Source organism: Nocardioides sp. Root190 (assembly GCF_001428565.1).
In the GTDB taxonomy this organism is placed as follows: Bacteria; Actinomycetota; Actinomycetes; order Propionibacteriales; family Nocardioidaceae; genus Nocardioides.
In genome coordinates, this window is the sequence record NZ_LMIA01000009.1 from 331,546 (window position 1) to 351,538 (window position 19,993).

The following is a 19,993-nucleotide window of genomic DNA, read 5'->3' on the forward strand; positions in this document are numbered from 1 at the left end:
CAGGCGGGAAGCCCGGTGGTCGAGGAGGTCGCGCAGCGACCGTCTCGAGACCTGGTGAGTCGGTGCCGGAACCCAGGCGTGGGCAGGTGGGTGCATCGGAGCGGCTCCCCGTTGGTCGAGGAGGTCGCGCAGCGACCGTCTCGAGACCTGGCAACCCGGTGCCGGAACTGGCCCGTGGACACCCGGGTGCACCGTGGCCAGGGGTCTCGAGACGGCCGCGGGCGGCCTCCTCGACCAACGGTGGCCGTCCGTCGTACCCGGTCGTTGCTGTCGGTGGCGTCCTCGTTGGTCGAGGAGGTCGCGCAGCGACCGTCTCGAGACCTGGTGAGTCGGTGCCGGAACCCCAGACGTGGGCAGGCGGGTGCACCGTTGCGGGTGGTCTCGAGACGGCCGCGGGCGGCCTCCTCGACCAACGGCGACGCGGGCGGCCTCCTCGACCAACGGCGACGCGGGCGGCGTCCTCGACCAACGGAGGTGACAGGTCGCGCAGGGACCGTCTCGCCGATCAGTGACGGAGGGCGGGTCGAAGGTACGCTGCCCGGGTTACAACAACTTCACGTTCGCGGTGGGGGAAGCCGGTCTGAATCCGGCGCTGACCCGCAACCGTAGGCCACCTCGGGGTGGCGAGCCGGAGCACCTGTCGCAGACGTCTTGACACACACGCTGTCGCGGAACGCAGCGGGTCGTCGGCCTCGCCGGTCCTCCCGTTGGCTGCAGCGGGGGAGCAATCATGCGCATCCAGATCCACCGAACGTCCCGCCTGCTCTGCGCAGCCGGGCTCATCCTCACCGTCGCCCTCGCTGGGTGCGGCAAGGAGGATGACGCCGAGAGCGTAGTGGAGACGTCGGCGAGCGAGGCGGCAACGCCAGAGGCGGCGCTTGCCGGCGCAGCGTGGCTCGAGAGCCAGCTCGTCGACGGCGTGCTCGTGAACCGTGAGTACAAGGTCGACGACTACAGCACGACTGTCGAGCTCGCGTACGCCCTGCGCGCGGTCGCCCCGGAGAGCGCGGCGCTCCCGGCCATCGAAGAGGCCCTGGCCGCGGGTGTCGATGCCTACGCCAGCCCCGGTGAGGACGTCTACGCCGGATCCACCGGGAAGCTTGTCGCGTTCGCTGCAGACGCGGGCGTCGATCCGCGCGGCTTCGGCGGCGAGGACCTGGTCGCCCAGCTGGAGGCGCGCACCAACGACGACGGGCCGGCGAAGGGTCGCATCGTCGACCAGAGCAGCTACGGCGACTACGCCAACTCCTTCGGTCAGGCGTGGGCCGTCCGCGGGCTGACCCTGGCCGGGTCGGAGGAGGCGGCCGCTGCGCGCGACTACCTTCTGCAGCAGCAGTGCACGTCCGGGTTCGTCCGTCTCTACTTCCCCGAGCTGCGCGCGAAGGACCAGACCTGCGACGGCGCCGGAGCCGCGCCGGAGCCGGTCGACACCACGGCGCTCGCCTACGTCCTCCTGCACGACCTGGCGGCGGAGGACCCGATCCTGGCAGCGGCGCTCGACAATGGCATCAACTACATCCTCGACCAGCAGGCCGAGGACGGCTCGTTCTCAGGTGGCGACGGCTCCGTCATCCCGAACACCAACAGCACGGGTCTGGCCGGCTGGGCACTCCACCTCGCCGGCGAGGACGAAGCCGCCGCGGACGCGGCGGTCTGGGTCCGGGGACGCCAGTTGGGGGCGTGCGAGGGCGAGCTCGCGAAGGACGCCGGCGCGATCGGGTACGACGACGCGGCCGTGATCTCGGCCGGTGGGTCCGGACTGACGGTCAAGACCGAGTACCAGTGGCGGTTGTCGACCGCGCAGTCCCTGCCTGCCCTGCTCGCCACGCCGGAGGGAACGACCGAAGCGCCGTGCCCGAAGGCCTCCTGACCACTCGACCTGCGGCGGTGCTCGCGAGCCTGGTGCTCGCGGCACTGCCGCTGTCGGCATTCCCGGCGGCGGCGGCCACGGCGCCGGTCGTCTGCGGCGACGACGAGGTGACTGTCGTCGTCGACCCCAACGAGCTGGGCGGCGCGACACGCGTGGCCTGCGCCGCCGGCGGCGGGACGGCGTCGCAGCTGTTCGAGGCCGTGGGGTTCCGCCTCAGCGCGGCAAACGCCCCAGGCATGCAGGGCTACGTGTGTCGCATCAATGGCCGGCCCGATGACGGCCGGTGCACGCAGGGTGACGCCTACTGGAGCCTGTGGTGGTCGGCTGCCGACAGTGACGCCTGGGCCTACGCCACTCTTGGCGTGGACGCCCTGGAGCTGCAGCCGGGTGATCGCCTCGCCTTCGCCTGGCACCAGGGCGACGGCAGCGCAACACCTCCCGACCTGGCGCTCCCGGGCGGCACCGAGGCCGGCACCCCGAACAGCGACGAGGTCGTCAAGGGTGCAGGCCCCGTGGAGCAGGGAGAGGTTGGGGACCACGACGACGGCGTACCCGGCTGGCTCGTGGCCGGTGCTGCGGTCGCCGTGCTCGGCGCCGCGGCCGTCGTACCCCTGCGGCGCAGGCGCCAGCAGTGAGGATCCCGCGTGACCTCCACCCCGTGTCGTGGTGGGTGTGGGCGATCGGGCTGGCGGTCGGGGCGTCGTTCACGACCAACCCGTTCCTGCTCGCCCTGCTCCTCGCGGTGGTCACCCTCACCGTCCTGACCTGCCGGTCCGACCAGCCGTGGGCACGCTCGTTCCGGCTCTACGTGTGGCTGGGGGTGATCGTCGTGGTGGTCCGGGTGCTGTTCCGGATCCTGCTCGGTGGTGACGTGGAGGGTCACGTCCTCTTCACGCTCCCGTCCATCCCGTTGCCCGATCTTGCTGCCGGCATCGACCTCCTCGGCCCGTTCACCCGTGAGGAGCTCCTCGCGGCGACCTACGAGGGCACCCGGCTCGCGACGCTGCTCATCGCCGCCGGCGCGGCCAACGCGCTCGCCAACCCCAAGCGGCTGATGAAGTCGCTACCACCCGCGCTCTACGAGATCGGGACCGCGATGACGGTGGCGATCAGCGTCGTCCCGCAGCTGGCCGACAGCGCCGCCCGGGTCCGGGCGGCGCAGCAGCTGCGCGGTGGCCCGGAGGGCAGGTTCGGCAAGGTCCGCGGCGTACGCCGGCTGGTCGTCCCGATCCTGGAGGACTCCTTCGACCGCTCGCTGGCACTCGCGGCAGGTATGGATGCACGCGGCTACGGCCGCACCGGCGACGCCACGCCGAAGGAGCGCCGGATCACCGGCACGCTGATGATCGTGGGCCTGATCGGCGTCGCCGTCGGCGTGTACGCCGTCCTCGACTCCTCCGCGCCACGACTGCTCGCCCTCCCGATGCTCGCCCTGGGCACTGCCACCGCGCTGGCCGGCTTCGCCGTCGCCGGGCGGCGGGTGGGCCGGACTCGCTACCGACCCGACCGCTGGCGGCTGCCCGAGGTGCTCGTCGCGACGTCCGGTGTCGCCGCCGGCGCCGGCCTGTGGGCCGTTCAGCACTGGGACGTCGCCATCGCGCACCCCGGCGTGCTGGTGATGCCCTCGATCACTGTTCCCGCTGTCGTCGCCGTGCTGGTCGGCGTGGTCCCCGTCTGGGTGACGCCGCCGCCGATGACCGCGCAACGTCGCGAGGAGGCCTTTCGATGATCGAGCTGCGCGGCATCACCTTCGCCTACGACGGTGCGCCGACACCCGTGCTGGACGGCGTCGACCTGACCATCGAGGCCGGCGAGCTGGTCGTGCTCGCCGGGCCCACGGGCGTCGGCAAGTCGACCCTGCTCGGCGTGGTCGCCGGGCTGGTGCCGGGGTTCACCGGTGGCGTGCTGACCGGCGAGGTCCTGCTCGACGGGGCGAGCGTCATCGAGCTGCCGGCCCGCGAACGCGCCCACGTGATCGGGTTCGTCGGTCAGAACCCGGCCGCCTGGTTCGTCACCGACACCGTCGAGGAGGAGCTCGCGTTCGGGATGGAGCAGCTCGGTCTCCCCGCGGCCACGATGCGTCGCCGGGTCGAGGAGACCCTGGACCTGCTCGGCATCGCCGACCTGCGGCACCGCGACCTGCGCACACTCTCCGGTGGACAGCAGCAGCGGGTCGCGATCGGCGCGGTGCTCACCACCCATCCCCGCCTGCTCGTGCTCGACGAGCCGACCTCTGCCCTCGACCCGACCGCTGCCGAGGACGTCCTCGCGACGCTGACCCGTCTGGTCCACGACCTCGGTGTTTCGGTGCTGGTCGCCGAGCACCGGCTCGAGCGCGTCGTCCCCTTCGCCGACCGGCTGTGCCTGCTCGGGGGCGACCCGGAGCGACCCGGGTCGGTCACGGTCGGAGAGCCCGCCGACGTGCTGCGTGACGCCCCGATCGCGCCGCCGATCGTCGAGCTCGGTCGTCTCGCCGGCTGGGAGCCGCTGCCCCTGACGGTCCGGGACGCGAGGCGCCGCGCCCCTGCGTTGCGGGAGCGTCTGGGCGAGCCGCAGGAGCGCCCTGCCCCGGACGCCGGCGAGATCGTCGTCGACGTACGACGCCTGGTGCTCGGCCACGGCCGGACACTGGTCCTGCGCGAGGTCGACCTCACGCTGCGGACCGGTGTCGTGACGGCACTGATGGGACGCAACGGCGCCGGGAAGTCGACGTTGCTCTGGGCCCTGCAGGGTCGACACGCCCCGGAGCGTGGCTCGGTCACGGTGGCCGGCGAGGACCCGGCCAAGCTCCGTCCCGAGCAGCGCCGCGAGACCACCGGCCTGGTGCCGCAGAGCCCTGCCGACCTGCTCTACCTCGAGACGGTCGCGCAGGAGTGTGGTGCTGCCGACGCCTCCGCCGATGCTGCCGAGGGAACCTGCTCGGCGCTGCTGGCACGGCTCGCCCCGGGCATCGACCCCGACCGCCACCCGCGCGACCTCTCGGAGGGCCAGCGGCTCGCCCTGGCGGTCGCAATCGTGCTGACGACCAGGCCGCCGGTTCTCCTGCTCGACGAGCCCACCCGCGGCCTCGACTACCCCGCGAAGCACGCCCTCGCGCAGGTGCTGCGCGAGCTCGCGGTCGAGCCGGGCGCCGGTCGTGCGGTCCTCGTCGCCACGCACGACGTCGAGTTCGTCGCCCAGGTGGCCGACGACCTCGTGGTGCTCGCGGAGGGCGAGGTGGTCTCCTCGGGCCCGGTCGCGAGCGCGGTCGCGGAGTCGCCGGCGTTCGCCCCCCAGGTCACCAAGGTGCTCGGGCCGGGCTGGCTGACGGTCGCCGACGTGGAGGCAGCGCTGTGACGGGGGAGCCGATCACGACGAGCGAGCGCGCGGTCGCCGTACCCCTCCACCTGCGCTCGCGGGTGGTGCTCGCCATCACCTCGGTGATCGGCCTGATGATGCTGTCCTGGCCGCTGCTCCTGGAGGTCGACCCGACCGCCGAGCGGGTCGATCCGCCGTTCCTCTTCCTGCTGCTGCTCCCGCTCGTGCTCGGCGTCGTGCTCGCCGAGCTGGGGGAGGGCGGCATGGACTCGCGGGTCCTCGCCGTCCTGGGCGTCCTCACCGCGGTCAACGCCGTGCTGCGGGTCCTCGATGCCGGGACCGCCGGACTCGAGCTCGTCTTCTTCCTGCTCATCCTCTCCGGGCGGGTGTTCGGAGCGGGGTTCGGATTCGTCCTCGGATGCACGACGTTGTTCGCCTCGGCGTTGCTGACCGCCGGCGTCGGGCCGTGGCTGCCGTTCCAGATGCTCGTGGCGGCGTGGGTCGGGATGGGCGCCGGCCTGCTGCCGCGCCGCTTCACGGGTCGAGCCGAGATCGTGCTGCTGGTCGGCTACGGCATCGTCTCGGCCTACCTCTACGGCCTGCTGATGAACCTGCAGGGCTGGCCCTTCATCGCCGGCGTCCAGGTGCCGGGGCAGGACTCCACCGAGCTGTCCTACGTCCCCGGCGCGCCGGTGCTGGAGAACCTGCACCACTTCATCGTCTACACGCTGCTGACCTCGACCGGCGGCTGGGACACCGGTCGCGCGATCACGAACGCACTGGCCATCGCGCTGCTCGGACCGGCCGTGCTGACGACCCTGCGCCGGGCGGCGAGGAAGGCCCGGATCAACCCGCTCAGGGCTCGATGAGCAGGATCCGGTCGTCGTCCTCGCCGGCGTCGCCGCGTCCGTCCTGGTTGCTCGTGGTCAGCCACAGCCGACCGTCAGGAGCGCGTACGACGGTGCGCAACCGGCCGTACTCCCCGGCCTCGCCGGGACGCTCTGCCGTGAAGTAGTCGGTCGGGTCGGACACCTGGCCGCTGGCGACCTTGATCCGCCAGAGGCGCTCGCCCTGCAGCGCGGCCATCCAGAGGTAGCCGGCGGCGTAGGCAAGGCCGGACGGGGAGGCCTCGTCGGTCTTCCAGGTCATCTGCGGCTGGGTGAACCGGGCCGGGCCGCCGGTGCCCTCGACGACGGGCCAGCCGTAGTCCTCGCCCGGGAGGATCCGGTTGAGCTCGTCGGCCTTGTCCTGGCCGAACTCCGAGGCCCACAGGGACCCGTCGGGGTCGAAGGTCAGGCCCTGGACGTTGCGGTGGCCCCACGACCACACGACGGTCCCGAAGGGGTTGTCGGGGGCAGGGTCGCCGTCCGCGGTGATCCGCAGGATCTTGCCTGCGAGCGAGTTCCGCTTGCGGGCCAGCTGCTTGTTGCCGGCCTCGCCCGTGCTGACGTAGAGGTAGCCGTCGGGGCCGAAGGCGAGCCGTCCACCGTCGTGGGTGGTGCCGGTCGGGATGCCGGTCAGGACCGGCTCGGGCGCACCGAGCGTGGAACCGTCCAGGCGGGCGCGCACGACGCGGTTGTCCTCGGCCGTGCAGACGTAGAAGTAGACGAGGCCGTCGCTCTCGAACGACGGGGAGACGGCCACGCCGAGCAGCCCGGCCTCACCGCGCGGATCGGTCTCGGGGATCCGGCCGAGAACGACGACCTCGCCCTGCTCGCCGGATGCGTCGCTGCCGGCCTCGGGCGGGCTCACGAGCAGGACCCGGGCCGAGTCGCGCTCGGTCACGACGGCGTTGCCGTCCGGCAGGAAGGCGATGCCCCAGGGAGTGGCCAGGCCGCTGGCGACCGTCGCGACCACGTCGGGGACTCCGTCGACCACGAAGGTCAGCTGGCCGTCCTCGGCGGATCCGGTGGGCTCCGCAGCAGTGCCCGAGACGTCGAGGTCGGTCTCGTTGCCGCCCTGGCCACAGGCCGTGACGATCAGGGCGAGGGCGATCAGGGAGCCCGCGACCGCCCGCCGCCTCACGCGTCGGCCTCGGACGACTCGATTCCCCGGAGGAAGTCCAGCAGGAGGTCGTGCACGCGCTCGGGCTGCTCGAGCTGCACGAAGTGGGAGCCCGCGAGCTCGACGTAGGTCGAGTCCACACCCCGGTCGGAGAGCCGCCGCGAGGCGCTGGCCATGTCCCGGGCGCCGGCCAGGACGTCGTACGTCGCGGACACGAAGAGCGTCGGCACGTTGATCTGGCTCAGCCGCACGCGCGGGTGGCGTGAGGTCGCGATGGCGAGCCGGGCGTACCAGTCGACCGGCGTGGTCAGGAACTCCTGCAGACCGAGGGCGGCGGCATCGGGATCGGTCACCGGGAACATGAAGCCGGTGCGGCCCAGCAGCCTGACCGTGCGCGGACCCATCGGGATCCGGCGGGCGATCGGGTTGGTGAGGACGCCGGAGTACTGCGCGACCCGGCACAGGTTGACGGTCAGGGCGCGGGCGACCAGGCGCGGGACGTGGAGCGGCGCGAGCATCGTCGCGAAGGTGTCGCCGGGGACCCCGCACATCGCGAAGATGCCGGTGACCCGCTCCGGGTGGCGGTAGGTCAGCTCGAAGGCGGTGTTCACGCCCATCGACCAGCCCATCAGCACGGCTCGGTCGATGCCGAAGTGGTCCATGACCGAGAGCCCGTCCTGGACGAAGTGCTCGATCTCGACGTGGCGGTGGTCGCGGGGGCGCTCCGAGCCTCCGACGCCACGGTGGTTCCACGACACGACCCGCACGCCGCAGTCGGGGTCGAGGAGCCACGGCCACAGGTAGGGGTTGGTCCCGAGGCCGTTGCAGAGCACCACCGTCGGTCCGTCGATCACGCCGTCGGGGTCGTTGGTCCAGGCCCGGACGTGGGTGCCGTCGTCGGAGAGGATGTCGCGGAAGGCGATGGACGCCGACCGGACGCGTTGCTCGGGGCGGGGAGCAGAGGTCGCCATGACTTGATTCTGCCCGACCGGACTGCCGGCGTGGGCAGGATCAGGCGTGGAGCGAGATGGAGGTGTCGAGCGTCTCAGCCGCAGGCACCCCTGCCCGGGCGGCGAGGAAGCGCTCGACCTCCTCGCGTTCGGCCCGCCGCTGGGTGCACTGCGTGAGTGCGACCATCGCGTTGCGGCGTGCCTGCTGCTGGGCGTTGAGCGACCACTGCTGGGCGAGTGAGATCGGGGACATCCGTCGCCTCCCGGGCGGCTGGGGGACATCTGCGGTGGTCATCAGACTAGGCCTCGCAAGGTGTGGAGCACGTCACTGCGAGATGACATCTGGGTGAATCGGCCGGCGCGTCGCGCGTGTCGCGCCGACGCTGGCGATCACCACGCACACGATGGCCAACCACTGGACGGGGGCGAGCTCCTCGCCGACCACGAGCAGGCCGGCCAGCGCGGCCGCTGCCGGCTCGAGGCTCATGAGGACACCGAAGGTCGCGGCCGGGAGCGTCCGCAGGGCGGCGAGCTCGGCGCTGTAGGGCACCACCGAGCTCAGCAGGCCGACGGCGGCACCGATCAGCAGGATCCGCGTGTCGACCAGGTCGCCGCCGTCGACGGTGACGAGGAACGGGGTGAGGAGCAGGACCGCGACCAGGCTGGCGACAGCCAGGCCGTCGATGCCCTCCCAGCGGCGTCCGGTCGCCGCGCTGGTCAGGATGTAGCCCGCCCAGGCAGCGCCGGCCAGCAGGGCGAACCCGACGCCCACCGGGTCGAGGTGACCGCGCTCGAAGCCGAGCAGCAGGACGCCGACCGCGGCCAGGCCCACCCAGCCCAGGTCGCGAGGACGGCGGAAGCCGATGGCCGCCAGCACCAGCGGACCGATGAACTCGATCGTGACCGCGACGCCGATCGGGATCCGCGAGAACGACTGGTAGATCGCCCAGTTCATGGTGCCCAGGCACACGCCGTACTGCACGGCGACCATCCAGTCGGCGCGGGAGCGGCCGCGCAGGTGCGGGCGGGCCCACAGCAGGAGGACGACCGCGCTGGTCGCCAACCGCAGCCAGGCGACGCCGTTGGGATCGATGTCGGTGAACATCAGCTTGGCGAAGCCGGCGCCCAGCTGCACCGAGGTGATGCCGATCAGGACCAGACCGACCGCGACGCCCAAGGAGGGTCGGTGCTGGTCGGGGCTGCTCACCGGCTCAACCTAGGCGGTGCCGGCCGCACCCGACGAACGGACGCGACGGAACCGCCGGTCCCTCCCCACAGGGGGACCGGCGGTTCGCGTCTGCACTGCCCTGGTGGGCTACTTGGTGACCACCAGGCCGTCGATCCGGACGGACCGGCCGGACTCGCTCGTGACGATGATCTTGAGCGTTCCGGTGTGCATGCCGGCCCAGGTCTTGATCGGCAGGACCACCTTGTTGGCGGCGGTTCCCTTCAGGCTGATGTTGCGGATCGTGGTGCCGTTCCAGGTCACCCGGACCGTGCCGCCGGTCGGCGTCTTCGAGGCGACCAGGGCGAGCTCCTTGGCGTGGATGCCCGACCGGGTCAGCGTGCGGCCCTTGGTCGAGGTCGTGCTCCAGGTGTTCTCGAACACGCCGGTCTTGGCGCTCCGGCTCCAGCCGGAGCCGGCCAGCGAGGTGTCGTCGAGCGGGACGGAGGTGCACTTCTTCTCCGAGTTGCCGCCGTTGTTGGAGGTGTCGTTGACGCGGGCCTGGAAGCAGTAGGTGGCGCCCGGCAGGACGTCGTACGTCGCCGTCATGGTCGGGGTGTTGTCGATGACGACCTTCGGGTCGGTGTGTGCGGCCTGGTTCCAGCGTGCGGTGGTCAGGTAGACGTCCGAGGTGTCCTGCAGCGGCCCGAGCGAGTCGCTGGCGGACCAGCTGAGCGGGATCTCCCTGCCGACCGTCGTGCTCGACCCCGGCTTGGTCATGGTCACCGTCGGCGCGCTGCCGTCGAGGAAGCGGGCGAAGGTCCCGCCGGCGGTGAAGCCCACCAGAACGCCGTTGCCCTGGGCGTCGACGTCGAGAGAGGCGTCGGCGCCGAACCCGGTGCCCGTCGTGACGTGGGTGAAGGGCTGGGCCACGGTCGTGCGCTGGTGGGTCGTGATCCTGCCGTTGCCGGTGTGCTGGATCATCCGCAGGCTGCCGTCACCCACGCGGGCGATGGGGGCCTGGGGGTCCGCCAGGGTGTCGTCGAGGTCCTGTGCCGCGCCCGGGTAGGCGCCGTTGAGCGCCGAGGCGTACCGGACCGTCTTGACGCCGTCCTTGTTCGAGACCCAGGCGAAGAGTGCCGTCCCCGAGCTGTTGATGTCGACGCTGGGGTCGGAGTTGAAGTCGTTCCTGACCTCGACCAGCTCGGCGTCCATCGCGACGCCGGTCGGCAGGACGCGGCTGGTCTCGATCCGGTAGAAGTTGTTCGAGACCACTGAGTAGACGACCTGGCCCGAGCCGTTCTCGCTGATCGCGACATCGGAGGGCGACGCGATGTTGCCGGAGTTCTTGGTGCCGTCGCCGACGCTCCAGCCCTTGCCCGGCGTCCGGCGGACGACGGTGAGGACGTTGTTGATGAGGCCGGTGTAGTTGAAGGAGACCAGCGCCTCGCCCTTGGAGTTGACGTCGAGCGAGGGGCTCACGGAGTCGGACGACGAGATGCTGTCCGGCGCGCCGGGGAAGCCGACCTTGGGCCACTCGGTGGCGAACAGCTCGTAGTCGCTGTCGCCGCCGTCCACGGTGGCGACAGCGATGATGCGACCCGAGCCGTCGATGCCGATGTCCGGCATGCCGTTGACGTCGGAGCCGGCCGGGCTCATCGGGACGACGCCCACTCCGGTCCAGTTGTCCGCTGCCAGCTGGCGGGACACCCGCAGGCGGTCGTCGCCGGCGACGTTCTCGACCCAGCCCACGGCCACCTCGCCGGCACCGTCGCTGGTGAGCACCAGGCGGTTCGCGCCGACGGCGCTCCGGACGACGTCGTGGCCGCTCCAGGCGCCGTCGGTCGCCGTGAAGGCGTGGACGGCTCCACCGATGATGGCGGCGGCGACGGCGTCGCCGTTGCCGGTCGAGACCACCTCGACCTCACTGACGGCACCCGCAGGGAACGGGATCTCAGTCATGTTCTTCCACGCGACGGCGTGGCTGGGGGCGGCCGGGACACCGAACCCCAGCGTGGTGGCGCCGAGGAGGAGGGCTGTCGCACCGAGAAGTTGCTTGCGCATCGTTGAGCCTTTCTGGAGGGCCGGAGCCCGGTTCTGGAGGGGGATGCCCCCAGACTCGTTCCGAGTGACCTCGTGGGGCATCCGGGCGCACTACGCAAGCAACGCCGGAGACCACGTGGTCAGCACGGAGACAAGGGCTCCGGGGGTGTTGCTGACACGGGTAGGAGCAGCGGGACCGGCGGACCTTGCAGTTTTTCTGCGTGATTCCTGCGGGCGACCGGAGACGATCTGGTGAGACCTGGCCACGTCATCACTACGATGCCGAGGTGCGCTCCCCGGTGCTCGTCTCGCGGACCCTGGAACAGGCGCGCCTCCGTGCGGCCCTGCAGGGCGTGACCGAGGGCCGGGGCGGCCTCTGGGTGGTGCGCGGCGAGGCCGGCGTGGGCAAGTCACGGTTGGTGGCCGCGCTCGTCGAGGACGCCGAGCGCGCCGACCTGGTGGTGCTGTCCGGTCGAGCGGTCCGTTCGGCGTCGCCGGTCCCGCTCCGGCCGCTCGCCGAGGCGCTGCTGGCCTGGCTGCGCACGGGCCAGCTCCCGGACGACCGTCAGCTGGCGCCGTACCTCCCGGCGCTGAGCCGCCTCGCCCCCCAGCTCGGCACCGCGACCGACGACGGCGCCTCCTCGGTGATGTTGATCGGCGAGGCACTGCTCCGCCTGGCCGGGGCCCTCGGCGGCGCGATGCTGCTGGTCGAGGACCTGCACTGGGCGGACCCGGAGACCCTCAGCGTCCTGGAGTACGTCGCCGACAACGCCACCGACGTCCCGTTGGTCGTGCTCGCCACGACCCGCCCGCACGAGTCCGTGGTGGTCGGCGACCTGGTCGAGGACCTCCTCGCGCGACGTGCCGCGGAGGTCGTCGACCTCAGCCCGTTGGCCGACGAGGACATCCACGCGATGCTCGGCGCCTGCCTCGGCGGCGAGCCGCCGCCGGAGGTCGAGGAACGGGTGCGCCGCTACGCCGGCGGGTACCCCCTCCTGGTCGAGGAGATGCTGGCCGACCTCCAGGCATCGGGTGCCATCGTCAGCGACGAGGGGCGGTGGAGCATCGCCGGCAGTCTGGCGACGGTGCAGGTGCCCCGTTCCTACGCCCGTTCCATCGCCGCCCGTCTCGACGCGGTCTCACCCACGGCGAGGGAGGTCATGGAGGCGGCCTCGCTGCTCGGCACCGAGTTCGACTGGCAGGTCATCGGTGCCGCGCTGCACCACGACGACCGGGCGAGTGCTGAGGCGATCCGCGAGCTGCGCGCCCAGCGGCTCGTCGTGCCCAGCGGCGACGGCTTCGAGATCCGGCACGCCCTGGTCCGCGAGGGAGTGCTCGCCACCGTCCTCCCGCCCGACAGGCGCCGCCTGGCGGGCGCGCTCGCCGGAGCCATCGGCAGCCGTGACCGTGGCGAGCAGTCGCACCAGGTGCTCGCGGAGCTGTTCGAGGCGGCCGGCGAGGAGGAGCGCGCCGCTGAGTACTGGCTGGACTCGGCACGGTCCTCGATCGCGACCGGCGCGTTGACCAGTGCACACGAGGCGCTGGGTCGCGTCCTGGGGCTGGTGGCCGAGCACAGCGACCTCGCACTCGATGCGCAGGAGGCCGAGGTCGAGGCGCGGTCGCTCGCGGGGGAGGTCCCCACCGCGCTGGCACTCGGGACCTCGCTCATCGAGGAGATGACCGCACGCGGCGAGGCCGACCGGGTCGCCGCCCTCCGGCTGCGCCTGGCCCGGGCGCTCCTCGCGGGTGGGCTCTGGGACGAGGCCGAGCGGATGCTGGAGCAGACCGGCGACTCCGACCTCGCCCAGGCCGAGGTCCTGCGCGCGCGCCTCGCGCTGGGCCGTGATGACGCCGAGCTCGCCGTCGACCGGGCGCGGGCAGCGCTCGACGCCGTGGGTGCCGACCGTCCCGAGGTCGCGTGCGAGGCCTGGGAGATCCTCGGCCGCGCCGCCCGGGGACGGGACGTGGTCGAGGCCGACAGTGCCTTCGAGGAGGGCTACCGGCTCGCCGACCGTCACGGGCTGGTGCTCTGGCGTTGCCGCCTGCTCGCCGCCCTCGGCGCGGTCGACCTGGTCTCGCGCCGGCCCACCGACGACCGGCTGGCGGCTGCCCGCCGCATGTCGCTCGCCGCCGGAGCGATCGCGACCGCCGCGCGGGCCGAGCTGGACCTCAACCTGCTCCGGATCCGCTACCTCGACCTCGGCGAGGCGATGGCGGCGATCAACAACGCGATCGACGTGATGGGGCGGCTCCGGCTGCCCGACCTCGCGAGCGCCTACCTGATCCGCGCCTGCACACACGGGCTGGCGGGCCGCTTCGAGGAGATGGAGTCCGACATCGCTGCGGCGATGCAGCACGACATCGCCGAGCCGATGGCACTGGTCGGCATCCCCGCGCACGTCCGGGCACCTGTCGCCCTGGCCCACGGCCGTTTCGAGGAGGCCCGGGCCCACTTCGGCGAGGCCATCGCCGGCGCGCGGCAGTTCCCCGGGATGCCCTTCTCCACCCGCGGCTTCTGGGCCCTGCTCGAGGCTGCGCTCGACGGCGGTGCCGACGCCGGCGCCGCTGCCCGCGACGAGGTGCGCTTCGGTCCCCAGGCGAGCAGTCCCCACAACCTGTTCGCGCTGCGCTATGCCGACGCGATCGCCCTCGGCCGCGCCGGGCAGCACGAGGAGGCCGAGCGGGTCTTCGCCGACGCCGAGTGGTCCTTCCCGGGACGCGAACCCTGGATGGAGCTGCACGCCCGCCTGCTCGTCGCGCGCGCCGCGGCGGCCGACGGGTGGGGCCAGCCGGAGCGCTGGATGCGTCACGTCCTGGACGGACTGGTCGAGTACGGCCTGACCGAGGCGGCCTCGGCGTGCCGGGTCGCGATGCGCGACGCCGGTTTCGCGGTGCCCCGCAAGGCACCCGGCAGCCAGCGCATCCCCGGCCACCTGCAGGCGCTCGGCGTGACCGCGCGGGAGTACGACGTCCTCGAGCTCGTCGTGGACGGGCTGCAGAACAAGCAGATCGCCGACCGGTTGTTCCTGTCCGTGCGCACGGTCGAGACCCACGTGACCCGGCTGCTGCAGCGAACCGGCGCCCCGGACCGGGGCCAGCTGGCGGCGTACCTCACGGCGTGAGCTCGCCGCAGGACCTCACAGGACGATGGCGGGACGCAGCGCCAGGCCGAGGTCGGTGACCTCCTCGATCCGCTCGCACCACCACGACCGTGCGGTGTCGTGGCCGCCCGGGTCGAGCGCGGCCGTGAGCACCGGGACGACCTCGGGCCCGCTCAGCTCCACCAGCACCGTGCACCGGTCCTGGTCCGTGCCCAGCAGCCACCGGCTCGTGACGAAGCCCGGCAACCGGCGCAGCCACGGGGCGACCTCGGCGCGCAGCCGGGCCAGTACCTCCTCGCTGCGGTCGGGGACGAGCACGAGGGACACCACCAGCGTCGTCATGGCACCAGCGTGCGACCTGGTGCGGGGGTGCTGCATCCGTGGTGGCCACGGACCTAAGGGCCGATGACTTTTGGGTCTTCCCGGGGTCACAGTGAGGACACGCACGCAACGAGGAGGTTGGGATGACCACGATCCTGATGGTCGGGACGCGCAAGGGCCTGTGGGTCGGTCGCTCGGAGGACCGCCTCGACTGGACGTTCACCGGGCCGCACCACGACATGGAGGAGGTCTACTCCTGCCTGGTCGACACGCGGGGGAGCGCGCCACGCCTGTTCGCCGGCACCTCGTCGAGCTGGCTCGGACCGCAGCTGCGCTGGTCCGACGACCTCGGCGAGACCTGGCAGGAGACGCCCAACGGGGCGATCCGCTTCCCCGAGGGCTCGGGCACGACGCTGGAGCGCATCTGGCAGGTCGTGCCCGGCGCCGACGAGGGTGTCCTGCACGCCGGCACGGAGCCCGGCGCGATCTTCACCTCCACCGACGGCGGCGCGAGCTTCCGCCTCGAGGAGGGGCTCTGGAACCACCCGCAGCGACCCGAGTGGGGGGAGGGCTTCGGTGGTCAGGCGTTCCACACCGTGCTGCCGCACCCGACCGACCCGGACTCGATCACGGCCGCGATCTCGACCGGCGGTGTCTACCGGACCACCGACGGCGGCGCCACGTGGGAGTCCCGCAACCAGGGCATCCGGGCCGACTTCCTGCCCGAGGACCAGCGCTACCCCGAGTTCGGGCAGTGCGTCCACAAGGTGACCCGGCACCCCAGCCGCCCTGATCGGCTCTACCTGCAGAACCACGGCGGCGTCTACCGCTCCGACGACGAGGGCGGCTCCTGGACCTCCATCGGCGAGGACCTGCCCAGCGACTTCGGCTTCCCCATCGTGGTCCACCCGCACCGCCCGGACACGATCTGGGTGTTCCCGCTCGCTGGTGGCGAGGAGGGGCGCTACCCGCCCGCCGGGCAGGCACGGGTGTGGCGCTCCGACGACGCGGGTGAGAGCTGGACGGCGTACGGCGCGGGGCTCCCGGACGCGTTCTACGTCGGGGTGATGCGTGACGCCCTGTGCGTCGACTCGTACGAGTCGGCGGGCCTCTACCTCGGGGCCCGCAACGGATCGGTGTGGGCCTCGACCGACGACGGCGAGACCTGGGAGGAGATCGTCGCGAACCTGCCCGACGTGATGTCGGTCAAGGTGGGTGTGGTCTGAGGCCTGACCCGGTGGGCTGAGATACCCCGCACCGCGTCCGGAGGCGGCGACTAATCTGTGCACATGAGCGATGCCCCCGACATCAAGCCCCGTTCGCGCGACGTCACCGACGGCCTGGAGAAGGCCGCCGCCCGTGGCATGCTCCGCGCGGTGGGGATGGGCGACGAGGACTTCGCCAAGCCGCAGATCGGCGTCGCGTCGAGCTGGAACGAGATCACCCCCTGCAACCTGTCGCTCGACCGCCTCGCGAAGGCCGTCAAGAACGGCGTGCACGCGGGCGGCGGCTACCCGCTCGAGTTCGGCACCATCTCCGTGTCCGACGGCATCTCGATGGGCCACGAGGGCATGCACTTCTCGCTGGTCTCCCGCGAGGTCATCGCCGACTCCGTCGAGGTCGTGATGAGTGCCGAGCGCCTCGACGGCTCCGTGCTGCTGGCGGGCTGCGACAAGTCCCTGCCCGGCATGCTGATGGCGGCCGCGCGCCTCGACCTGGCGAGCGTGTTCCTCTACGCCGGCTCGACCATGCCCGGCAGCGTCGACGGCAAGGACGTCACGATCATCGACGCCTTCGAGGCCGTCGGTGCGTGCCTGGCGGGCAAGATCACCCGCGAGGAGGTCGACCGCATCGAGCGGGCGATCTGTCCCGGTGAGGGAGCCTGCGGTGGCATGTACACCGCCAACACGATGGCGGCCGTCGGTGAGGCGCTCGGCATGTCGCTGCCCGGCTCGGCCGCTCCGCCGGCCGTCGACCGCCGCCGTGACGGCTACGCCCACAAGTCGGGCCAGGCGGTCGTCGAGATGCTGCGCAAGGGCATCACCGCGCGCCAGATCATGACCAAGGAGGCCTTCGAGAACGCCATCACCGTGGTGATGGCCCTCGGCGGGTCGACCAACGCCGTGCTCCACCTGCTCGCGATCGCCAACGAGGCCGACGTCGACCTGACCCTCGACGACTTCAACCGGATCGGCGACAAGGTCCCGCACCTCGCGGACCTCAAGCCGTTCGGCAAGTACGTCATGAACGACGTCGACAAGATCGGCGGCATCCCCGTCGTGATGAAGGCGCTGCTCGACGCCGGCCTCATGCACGGCGACTGCCTCACCGTGACCGGCAAGACGATGGCCGAGAACCTCGCCGAGATCAACCCGCCCGAGCTCGACGACGACGTGATCCACAAGCTGGACCGCCCGATCCACGCCACCGGTGGCCTGACGATCCTCAAGGGCTCACTCGCCCCGGAGGGCGCGGTCGTCAAGACCGCCGGCTTCGACGCGTCGGTCTTCCGTGGCACCGCGCGGGTGTTCGACGGTGAGCGTGCCGCGCTGGACGCGCTGGCCGAGGGCAAGATCGTCGCCAACGACGTCGTGGTCATCCGCTACGAAGGTCCCAAGGGCGGTCCCGGCATGCGCGAGATGCTCGCCATCACCGGTGCCATCAAGGGCGCCGGCCTGGGCAAGGACGTGCTCCTGATCACCGACGGTCGCTTCTCCGGCGGCACCACCGGCCTGTGCGTCGGCCACATCGCGCCCGAGGCGGTCGACGCCGGTCCGATCGCCTTCGTCCGCGACGGTGACCCCATCGTCCTCGACGTGCTCAACCGGACGCTGGAGGTCGAGATCGACGACATCGAGGCCCGCAAGGTCGGCTGGGAGCCCCGGGCACCCAGGTACACCCGCGGTGTCCTCGGCAAGTACGCCAAGACGGTGCAGTCGGCCGCGCTCGGCGCCGTCACCTCCTAGGCCGGACCATGAAGGTCCATGCCCGAGTGGCAGGTCGGATGCGGGAGTTCGTCGAGAGCCAGAAGGTCTTCTTCGTCGCGACCTCGCCACTGGCCGAGGACGGGCACGTCAACGTGTCGCCGCGGGGCATCCCGGGGACGTTCCGGATGCTCGACGATCTCACCTTCGCGTGGATCGAGACCTCCGGCAGCGGCAGCGAGACCATCGCCCACCTGCGGGAGAACGGTCGCGTCACGGTGATGTTCTGCGCCTTCGAGGGCGCCCCGAACATCGTCCGCTTCCACGGGAGAGGTCGCATCGTCACGAGGTACGACGACGAGTACACCCTCCTCGCGCCGCTCTTCGTCGACCTGCCCGGTGCCCGCGCCGTGGTCGTCGTGGACATCGAACGGATCTCCGACTCCTGCGGCTACGGCGTGCCGCTGATGGACTACGTCGGCGAGCGTGAGCTGCTCCAGCCCTACTTCGCGCGCAAGGGCGTCGAGGGGTCGGCCGACTACCGCCGGCTCAAGAACCGCACGAGCATCGACGGCCTGCCGGCCTATGACTTCGACCCGACGTGACGCCGTGACCAACGATCACGGGCAGCAGGTCGGCCCGGAGGTCCCCGGCTGGGAGCCCCGCCCCTGGCCCGAGCCGGTCACGCTGCGCGGGCGCTGCATCGAGGTGCGCCCGCTGACCTCTGCGCACTACGCCGACCTGTTCGCGACGACCTGCGGACCCGACGACGGCGCCCTCTGGACCTACCGGCCGATCCCGCGGCCGACCTCGCTCGCCGGGCTGTGGATGCACCTCGCCTCGCACCTGGACTCACCGGACCTGGTGACCTTCGCGCTCGTCCCGCTCGAGGGTGACGGCGCGGGCAGGGCGGCCGGCATCGCGTCGTACACGAGGATCGAGCCGGGGCACGGGCAGGTCGAGATCGCCGGCGTGCTCTTCGGCTCGTCGCTGCAGCGCACCACCGCAGCGACCGAGGCGGTCCACCTCCTGATGGCCCACGCCTTCGACGAGCTGGGCTACCGGCGCTTCGAGTGGAAGTGCGACAGCCTCAACGAGCCGTCCCGTCGTGCCGCGAAACGTCTCGGGTTCGTCGAGGAGGGGCGGTTCCGCAACCACATGGTCACCCAGGGTCGCAACCGCGACACCGACTGGTTCTCCGTCACGGCCGAGGAGTGGCCCGCCGTACGGGCAGCCCACGAGCGCTGGCTGGACCCGGCGAACTTCGACGAGCAGGGACGCCAGCTCGCGCCGCTCTCGGTGCTAGCGCCCGAGTAGCTGCAGCACCGACTTCGCCTGCGACCGGGCGCCCGCGGCGTTGGGGTGGGCAGGGACCGCGACCGCGAGGTCGTTGAGCGAGATCAGCCCGAGACCTTCGACGTACCTCGTCAGTGGTCCGGTGCACACGTGGTGGCCCGTGCTCAGCGGATGGGTGTCGACCAGGTCCGCACCTCCGCGCCGGGCCGCTCGCTCGAGCATGTCGTTGAGCTCCACGAAGACCGAGTGGAGGTAGGCCATGTCCGTGTTCGTGATGGGCACCATCGGCCAGCAGCCGCGCTCCGGGATCGCGTCGAGGTAGTTCACCAGCAGCACCCGGGCCTCGGGCGAGCGGCGACGGATCTCCTTCAGTGCGGCCACGACCTCGTCCTCGGCGAAGGCGACGTTCTCGGCGAGCCGGTCGATGCCGCCGGCCGTGAACCTCTCCTTGCAGCCACCGAGGGGAATGGCCGACTCGTCGATCAGCGGGATCACGTCGGGCAGGGGCAGCTTGGGTGTGGGGATGCTGACCGGGCTCACGGAGATGCAGCTGATCGCACCGGAGGCGACCTCGGCGTCGTTGCCGCCGATCCCGACCGTGACCAGGTCGGTCGTCGGGGTCAACCGGTCGAACTGCGGCGGGTTGATCCCGCCCAGGGGCAGCTCCTGCGGCGAGGTGAAGTGCTCGGTCGTCGCCGAGCCGCACGTCGCGTCGCGGAACGTGGTCACCTCGAGGGCCTTCGCCACGAGCTTGGGGTAGTTCGTGTGGGACTGGAAGCAGTCGACGGGCGCGTGGGTCCGGTCCGGCAGGCCGTTGCGGTCGAAGAGCACCACGTCCGCCGACCACGAGTCACCCAGGGCGACGTACTCGTCGTACTCCCGGTCAGGCGCAGCCTGCGCGAGCGGCGACTGGGCGCCGAACCACACAGGGACGGTGGCCAACGCGAGCAGGCCGGCGAGCACGGCGGGGGTACGACGACGTGGCATGCCTGTCCAACGAGCGAGTGTGACGGCGGTCACTC

Annotated in this window: 17 protein-coding genes and 1 riboswitch; of the genes, 10 read left to right on the forward strand and 7 right to left on the reverse strand. The window is 71.8% G+C overall.

All coding sequences use genetic code 11. The features are described 5' to 3' along the window. The first annotated feature begins 529 nt into the window (after positions 1 to 529). Positions 530 to 660, forward strand: a riboswitch (cobalamin riboswitch). 70 nt (positions 661 to 730) lie between these two features. From ASE01_RS11375 to ASE01_RS11395, 5 genes are read left to right on the forward strand one after another with little or no spacing between them, the layout of a single operon-like run. Next, a complete protein-coding gene (locus tag ASE01_RS11375; protein ID WP_056751181.1) occupies positions 731 to 1,870 on the forward strand; it encodes a hypothetical protein in 1,140 nt (379 codons plus the stop codon). Continuing rightward, positions 1,852 to 2,505 carry a hypothetical protein gene (locus ASE01_RS11380; RefSeq protein WP_056751183.1) on the forward strand — a complete coding sequence of 218 codons (654 nt, stop codon included), beginning with the start codon at positions 1,852 to 1,854 and terminating at the stop codon, positions 2,503 to 2,505. Before ASE01_RS11375 ends, ASE01_RS11380 begins: the two co-directional genes overlap by 19 nt. Next, positions 2,502 to 3,599, forward strand: a complete 1,098-nt coding sequence (locus ASE01_RS11385) for an energy-coupling factor transporter transmembrane component T family protein (protein WP_056751186.1) — start codon at positions 2,502 to 2,504, stop codon at positions 3,597 to 3,599. The genes ASE01_RS11380 and ASE01_RS11385 overlap by 4 nt, the downstream gene beginning before the upstream one ends. Next, positions 3,596 to 5,206, forward strand: a complete 1,611-nt coding sequence (locus ASE01_RS11390) for an ABC transporter ATP-binding protein (protein WP_056751189.1) — start codon at positions 3,596 to 3,598, stop codon at positions 5,204 to 5,206. Before ASE01_RS11385 ends, ASE01_RS11390 begins: the two co-directional genes overlap by 4 nt. Then, a complete protein-coding gene (locus ASE01_RS11395) occupies positions 5,203 to 6,036 on the forward strand; it encodes an ECF transporter S component (protein WP_414858532.1) in 834 nt (277 codons plus the stop codon). Before ASE01_RS11390 ends, ASE01_RS11395 begins: the two co-directional genes overlap by 4 nt. Here ASE01_RS11395 and ASE01_RS11400 read toward each other — a convergent pair. From ASE01_RS11400 to ASE01_RS11420, 5 genes are all read right to left on the reverse strand, one after another. Continuing rightward, a complete protein-coding gene (locus tag ASE01_RS11400) occupies positions 6,023 to 7,192 on the reverse strand; it encodes a PQQ-dependent sugar dehydrogenase (protein WP_056751190.1) in 1,170 nt (389 codons plus the stop codon). The genes ASE01_RS11395 and ASE01_RS11400 overlap by 14 nt on opposite strands. Continuing rightward, entirely contained in the window at positions 7,189 to 8,142 is a 954-nt protein-coding gene (locus tag ASE01_RS11405) for an alpha/beta fold hydrolase (protein WP_056751193.1), read from the reverse strand. The genes ASE01_RS11400 and ASE01_RS11405 overlap by 4 nt, the downstream gene beginning before the upstream one ends. Before the next feature lie 40 nt (positions 8,143 to 8,182). Continuing rightward, positions 8,183 to 8,374, reverse strand: a complete 192-nt coding sequence (locus tag ASE01_RS11410) for a hypothetical protein (protein WP_056751196.1) — start codon at positions 8,372 to 8,374, stop codon at positions 8,183 to 8,185. A 72-nt stretch (positions 8,375 to 8,446) separates the two neighbouring features. Next, entirely contained in the window at positions 8,447 to 9,328 is an 882-nt protein-coding gene (locus tag ASE01_RS11415; RefSeq protein WP_056751200.1) for an EamA family transporter, read from the reverse strand. Between the two features lie 108 nt (positions 9,329 to 9,436). After that, a complete protein-coding gene (locus ASE01_RS11420) occupies positions 9,437 to 11,350 on the reverse strand; it encodes a hypothetical protein (RefSeq protein ID WP_056751203.1) in 1,914 nt (637 codons plus the stop codon). Between the two features lie 266 nt (positions 11,351 to 11,616). On the opposite strand from ASE01_RS11420, the gene ASE01_RS11425 reads away from it, so the two are divergent. Continuing rightward, complete coding sequence (locus ASE01_RS11425; protein ID WP_056751205.1) at positions 11,617 to 14,451, forward strand: ATP-binding protein; 2,835 nt, start codon at positions 11,617 to 11,619, stop codon at positions 14,449 to 14,451. A gap of 15 nt (positions 14,452 to 14,466) precedes the next feature. Here the strand turns inward: ASE01_RS11425 and ASE01_RS11430 are convergent, their stop codons facing one another. Continuing rightward, the gene (locus ASE01_RS11430) at positions 14,467 to 14,772 is read right to left on the reverse strand and encodes a hypothetical protein (protein ID WP_056751208.1); all 306 of its coding nucleotides are present in this window, start codon (positions 14,770 to 14,772) and stop codon (positions 14,467 to 14,469) included. 122 nt (positions 14,773 to 14,894) lie between these two features. Between ASE01_RS11430 and ASE01_RS11435 the strand changes: the two genes are divergently transcribed. From ASE01_RS11435 to ASE01_RS11450, 4 genes are all read left to right on the forward strand, one after another. Continuing rightward, positions 14,895 to 15,977 carry a WD40/YVTN/BNR-like repeat-containing protein gene (locus ASE01_RS11435; protein ID WP_056751211.1) on the forward strand — a complete coding sequence of 361 codons (1,083 nt, stop codon included), beginning with the start codon at positions 14,895 to 14,897 and terminating at the stop codon, positions 15,975 to 15,977. Positions 15,978 to 16,040: 63 nt separating this feature from the next. After that, positions 16,041 to 17,717, forward strand: coding sequence for a dihydroxy-acid dehydratase (gene ilvD / locus ASE01_RS11440; protein ID WP_056751214.1), 1,677 nt, complete (start codon positions 16,041 to 16,043; stop codon positions 17,715 to 17,717). Between the two features lie 8 nt (positions 17,718 to 17,725). Beyond that, entirely contained in the window at positions 17,726 to 18,280 is a 555-nt protein-coding gene (locus ASE01_RS11445; RefSeq protein WP_056751218.1) for a pyridoxamine 5'-phosphate oxidase family protein, read from the forward strand. 4 nt (positions 18,281 to 18,284) lie between these two features. Then, on the forward strand, positions 18,285 to 18,992 hold the full coding sequence (locus ASE01_RS11450) for a GNAT family N-acetyltransferase (RefSeq protein WP_235535955.1): 708 nt from the start codon (positions 18,285 to 18,287) through the stop codon (positions 18,990 to 18,992). Here the strand turns inward: ASE01_RS11450 and ASE01_RS11455 are convergent. Continuing rightward, entirely contained in the window at positions 18,978 to 19,958 is a 981-nt protein-coding gene (locus ASE01_RS11455) for an SGNH/GDSL hydrolase family protein (protein ID WP_082605994.1), read from the reverse strand. The two genes, ASE01_RS11450 and ASE01_RS11455, sit on opposite strands and share 15 nt — an antisense overlap. Between the last annotated feature and the right edge of the window lie 35 nt (positions 19,959 to 19,993).

What these genes read in the sequence shown, in the direction of transcription:
- ASE01_RS11375 (WP_056751181.1), top strand. Translation starts at nt 731, where the DNA reads ATGCGCATCCAGATCCACCGAACGTCCCGCCTGCTCTGCGCAGCCGGG.
- ASE01_RS11390 (WP_056751189.1), top strand. Translation starts at nt 3,596, where the DNA reads ATGATCGAGCTGCGCGGCATCACCTTCGCCTACGACGGTGCGCCGACA.
- ASE01_RS11405 (WP_056751193.1), bottom strand. Translation starts at nt 8,142, where the DNA reads ATGGCGACCTCTGCTCCCCGCCCCGAGCAACGCGTCCGGTCGGCGTCC.
- ASE01_RS11410 (WP_056751196.1), bottom strand. Translation starts at nt 8,374, where the DNA reads ATGTCCCCGATCTCACTCGCCCAGCAGTGGTCGCTCAACGCCCAGCAG.
- ASE01_RS11420 (WP_056751203.1), bottom strand. Translation starts at nt 11,350, where the DNA reads ATGCGCAAGCAACTTCTCGGTGCGACAGCCCTCCTCCTCGGCGCCACC.
- ASE01_RS11430 (WP_056751208.1), bottom strand. Translation starts at nt 14,772, where the DNA reads ATGACGACGCTGGTGGTGTCCCTCGTGCTCGTCCCCGACCGCAGCGAG.
- ASE01_RS11435 (WP_056751211.1), top strand. Translation starts at nt 14,895, where the DNA reads ATGACCACGATCCTGATGGTCGGGACGCGCAAGGGCCTGTGGGTCGGT.
- ilvD (WP_056751214.1), top strand. Translation starts at nt 16,041, where the DNA reads ATGAGCGATGCCCCCGACATCAAGCCCCGTTCGCGCGACGTCACCGAC.
- ASE01_RS11445 (WP_056751218.1), top strand. Translation starts at nt 17,726, where the DNA reads ATGAAGGTCCATGCCCGAGTGGCAGGTCGGATGCGGGAGTTCGTCGAG.
- ASE01_RS11455 (WP_082605994.1), bottom strand. Translation starts at nt 19,958, where the DNA reads ATGCCACGTCGTCGTACCCCCGCCGTGCTCGCCGGCCTGCTCGCGTTG.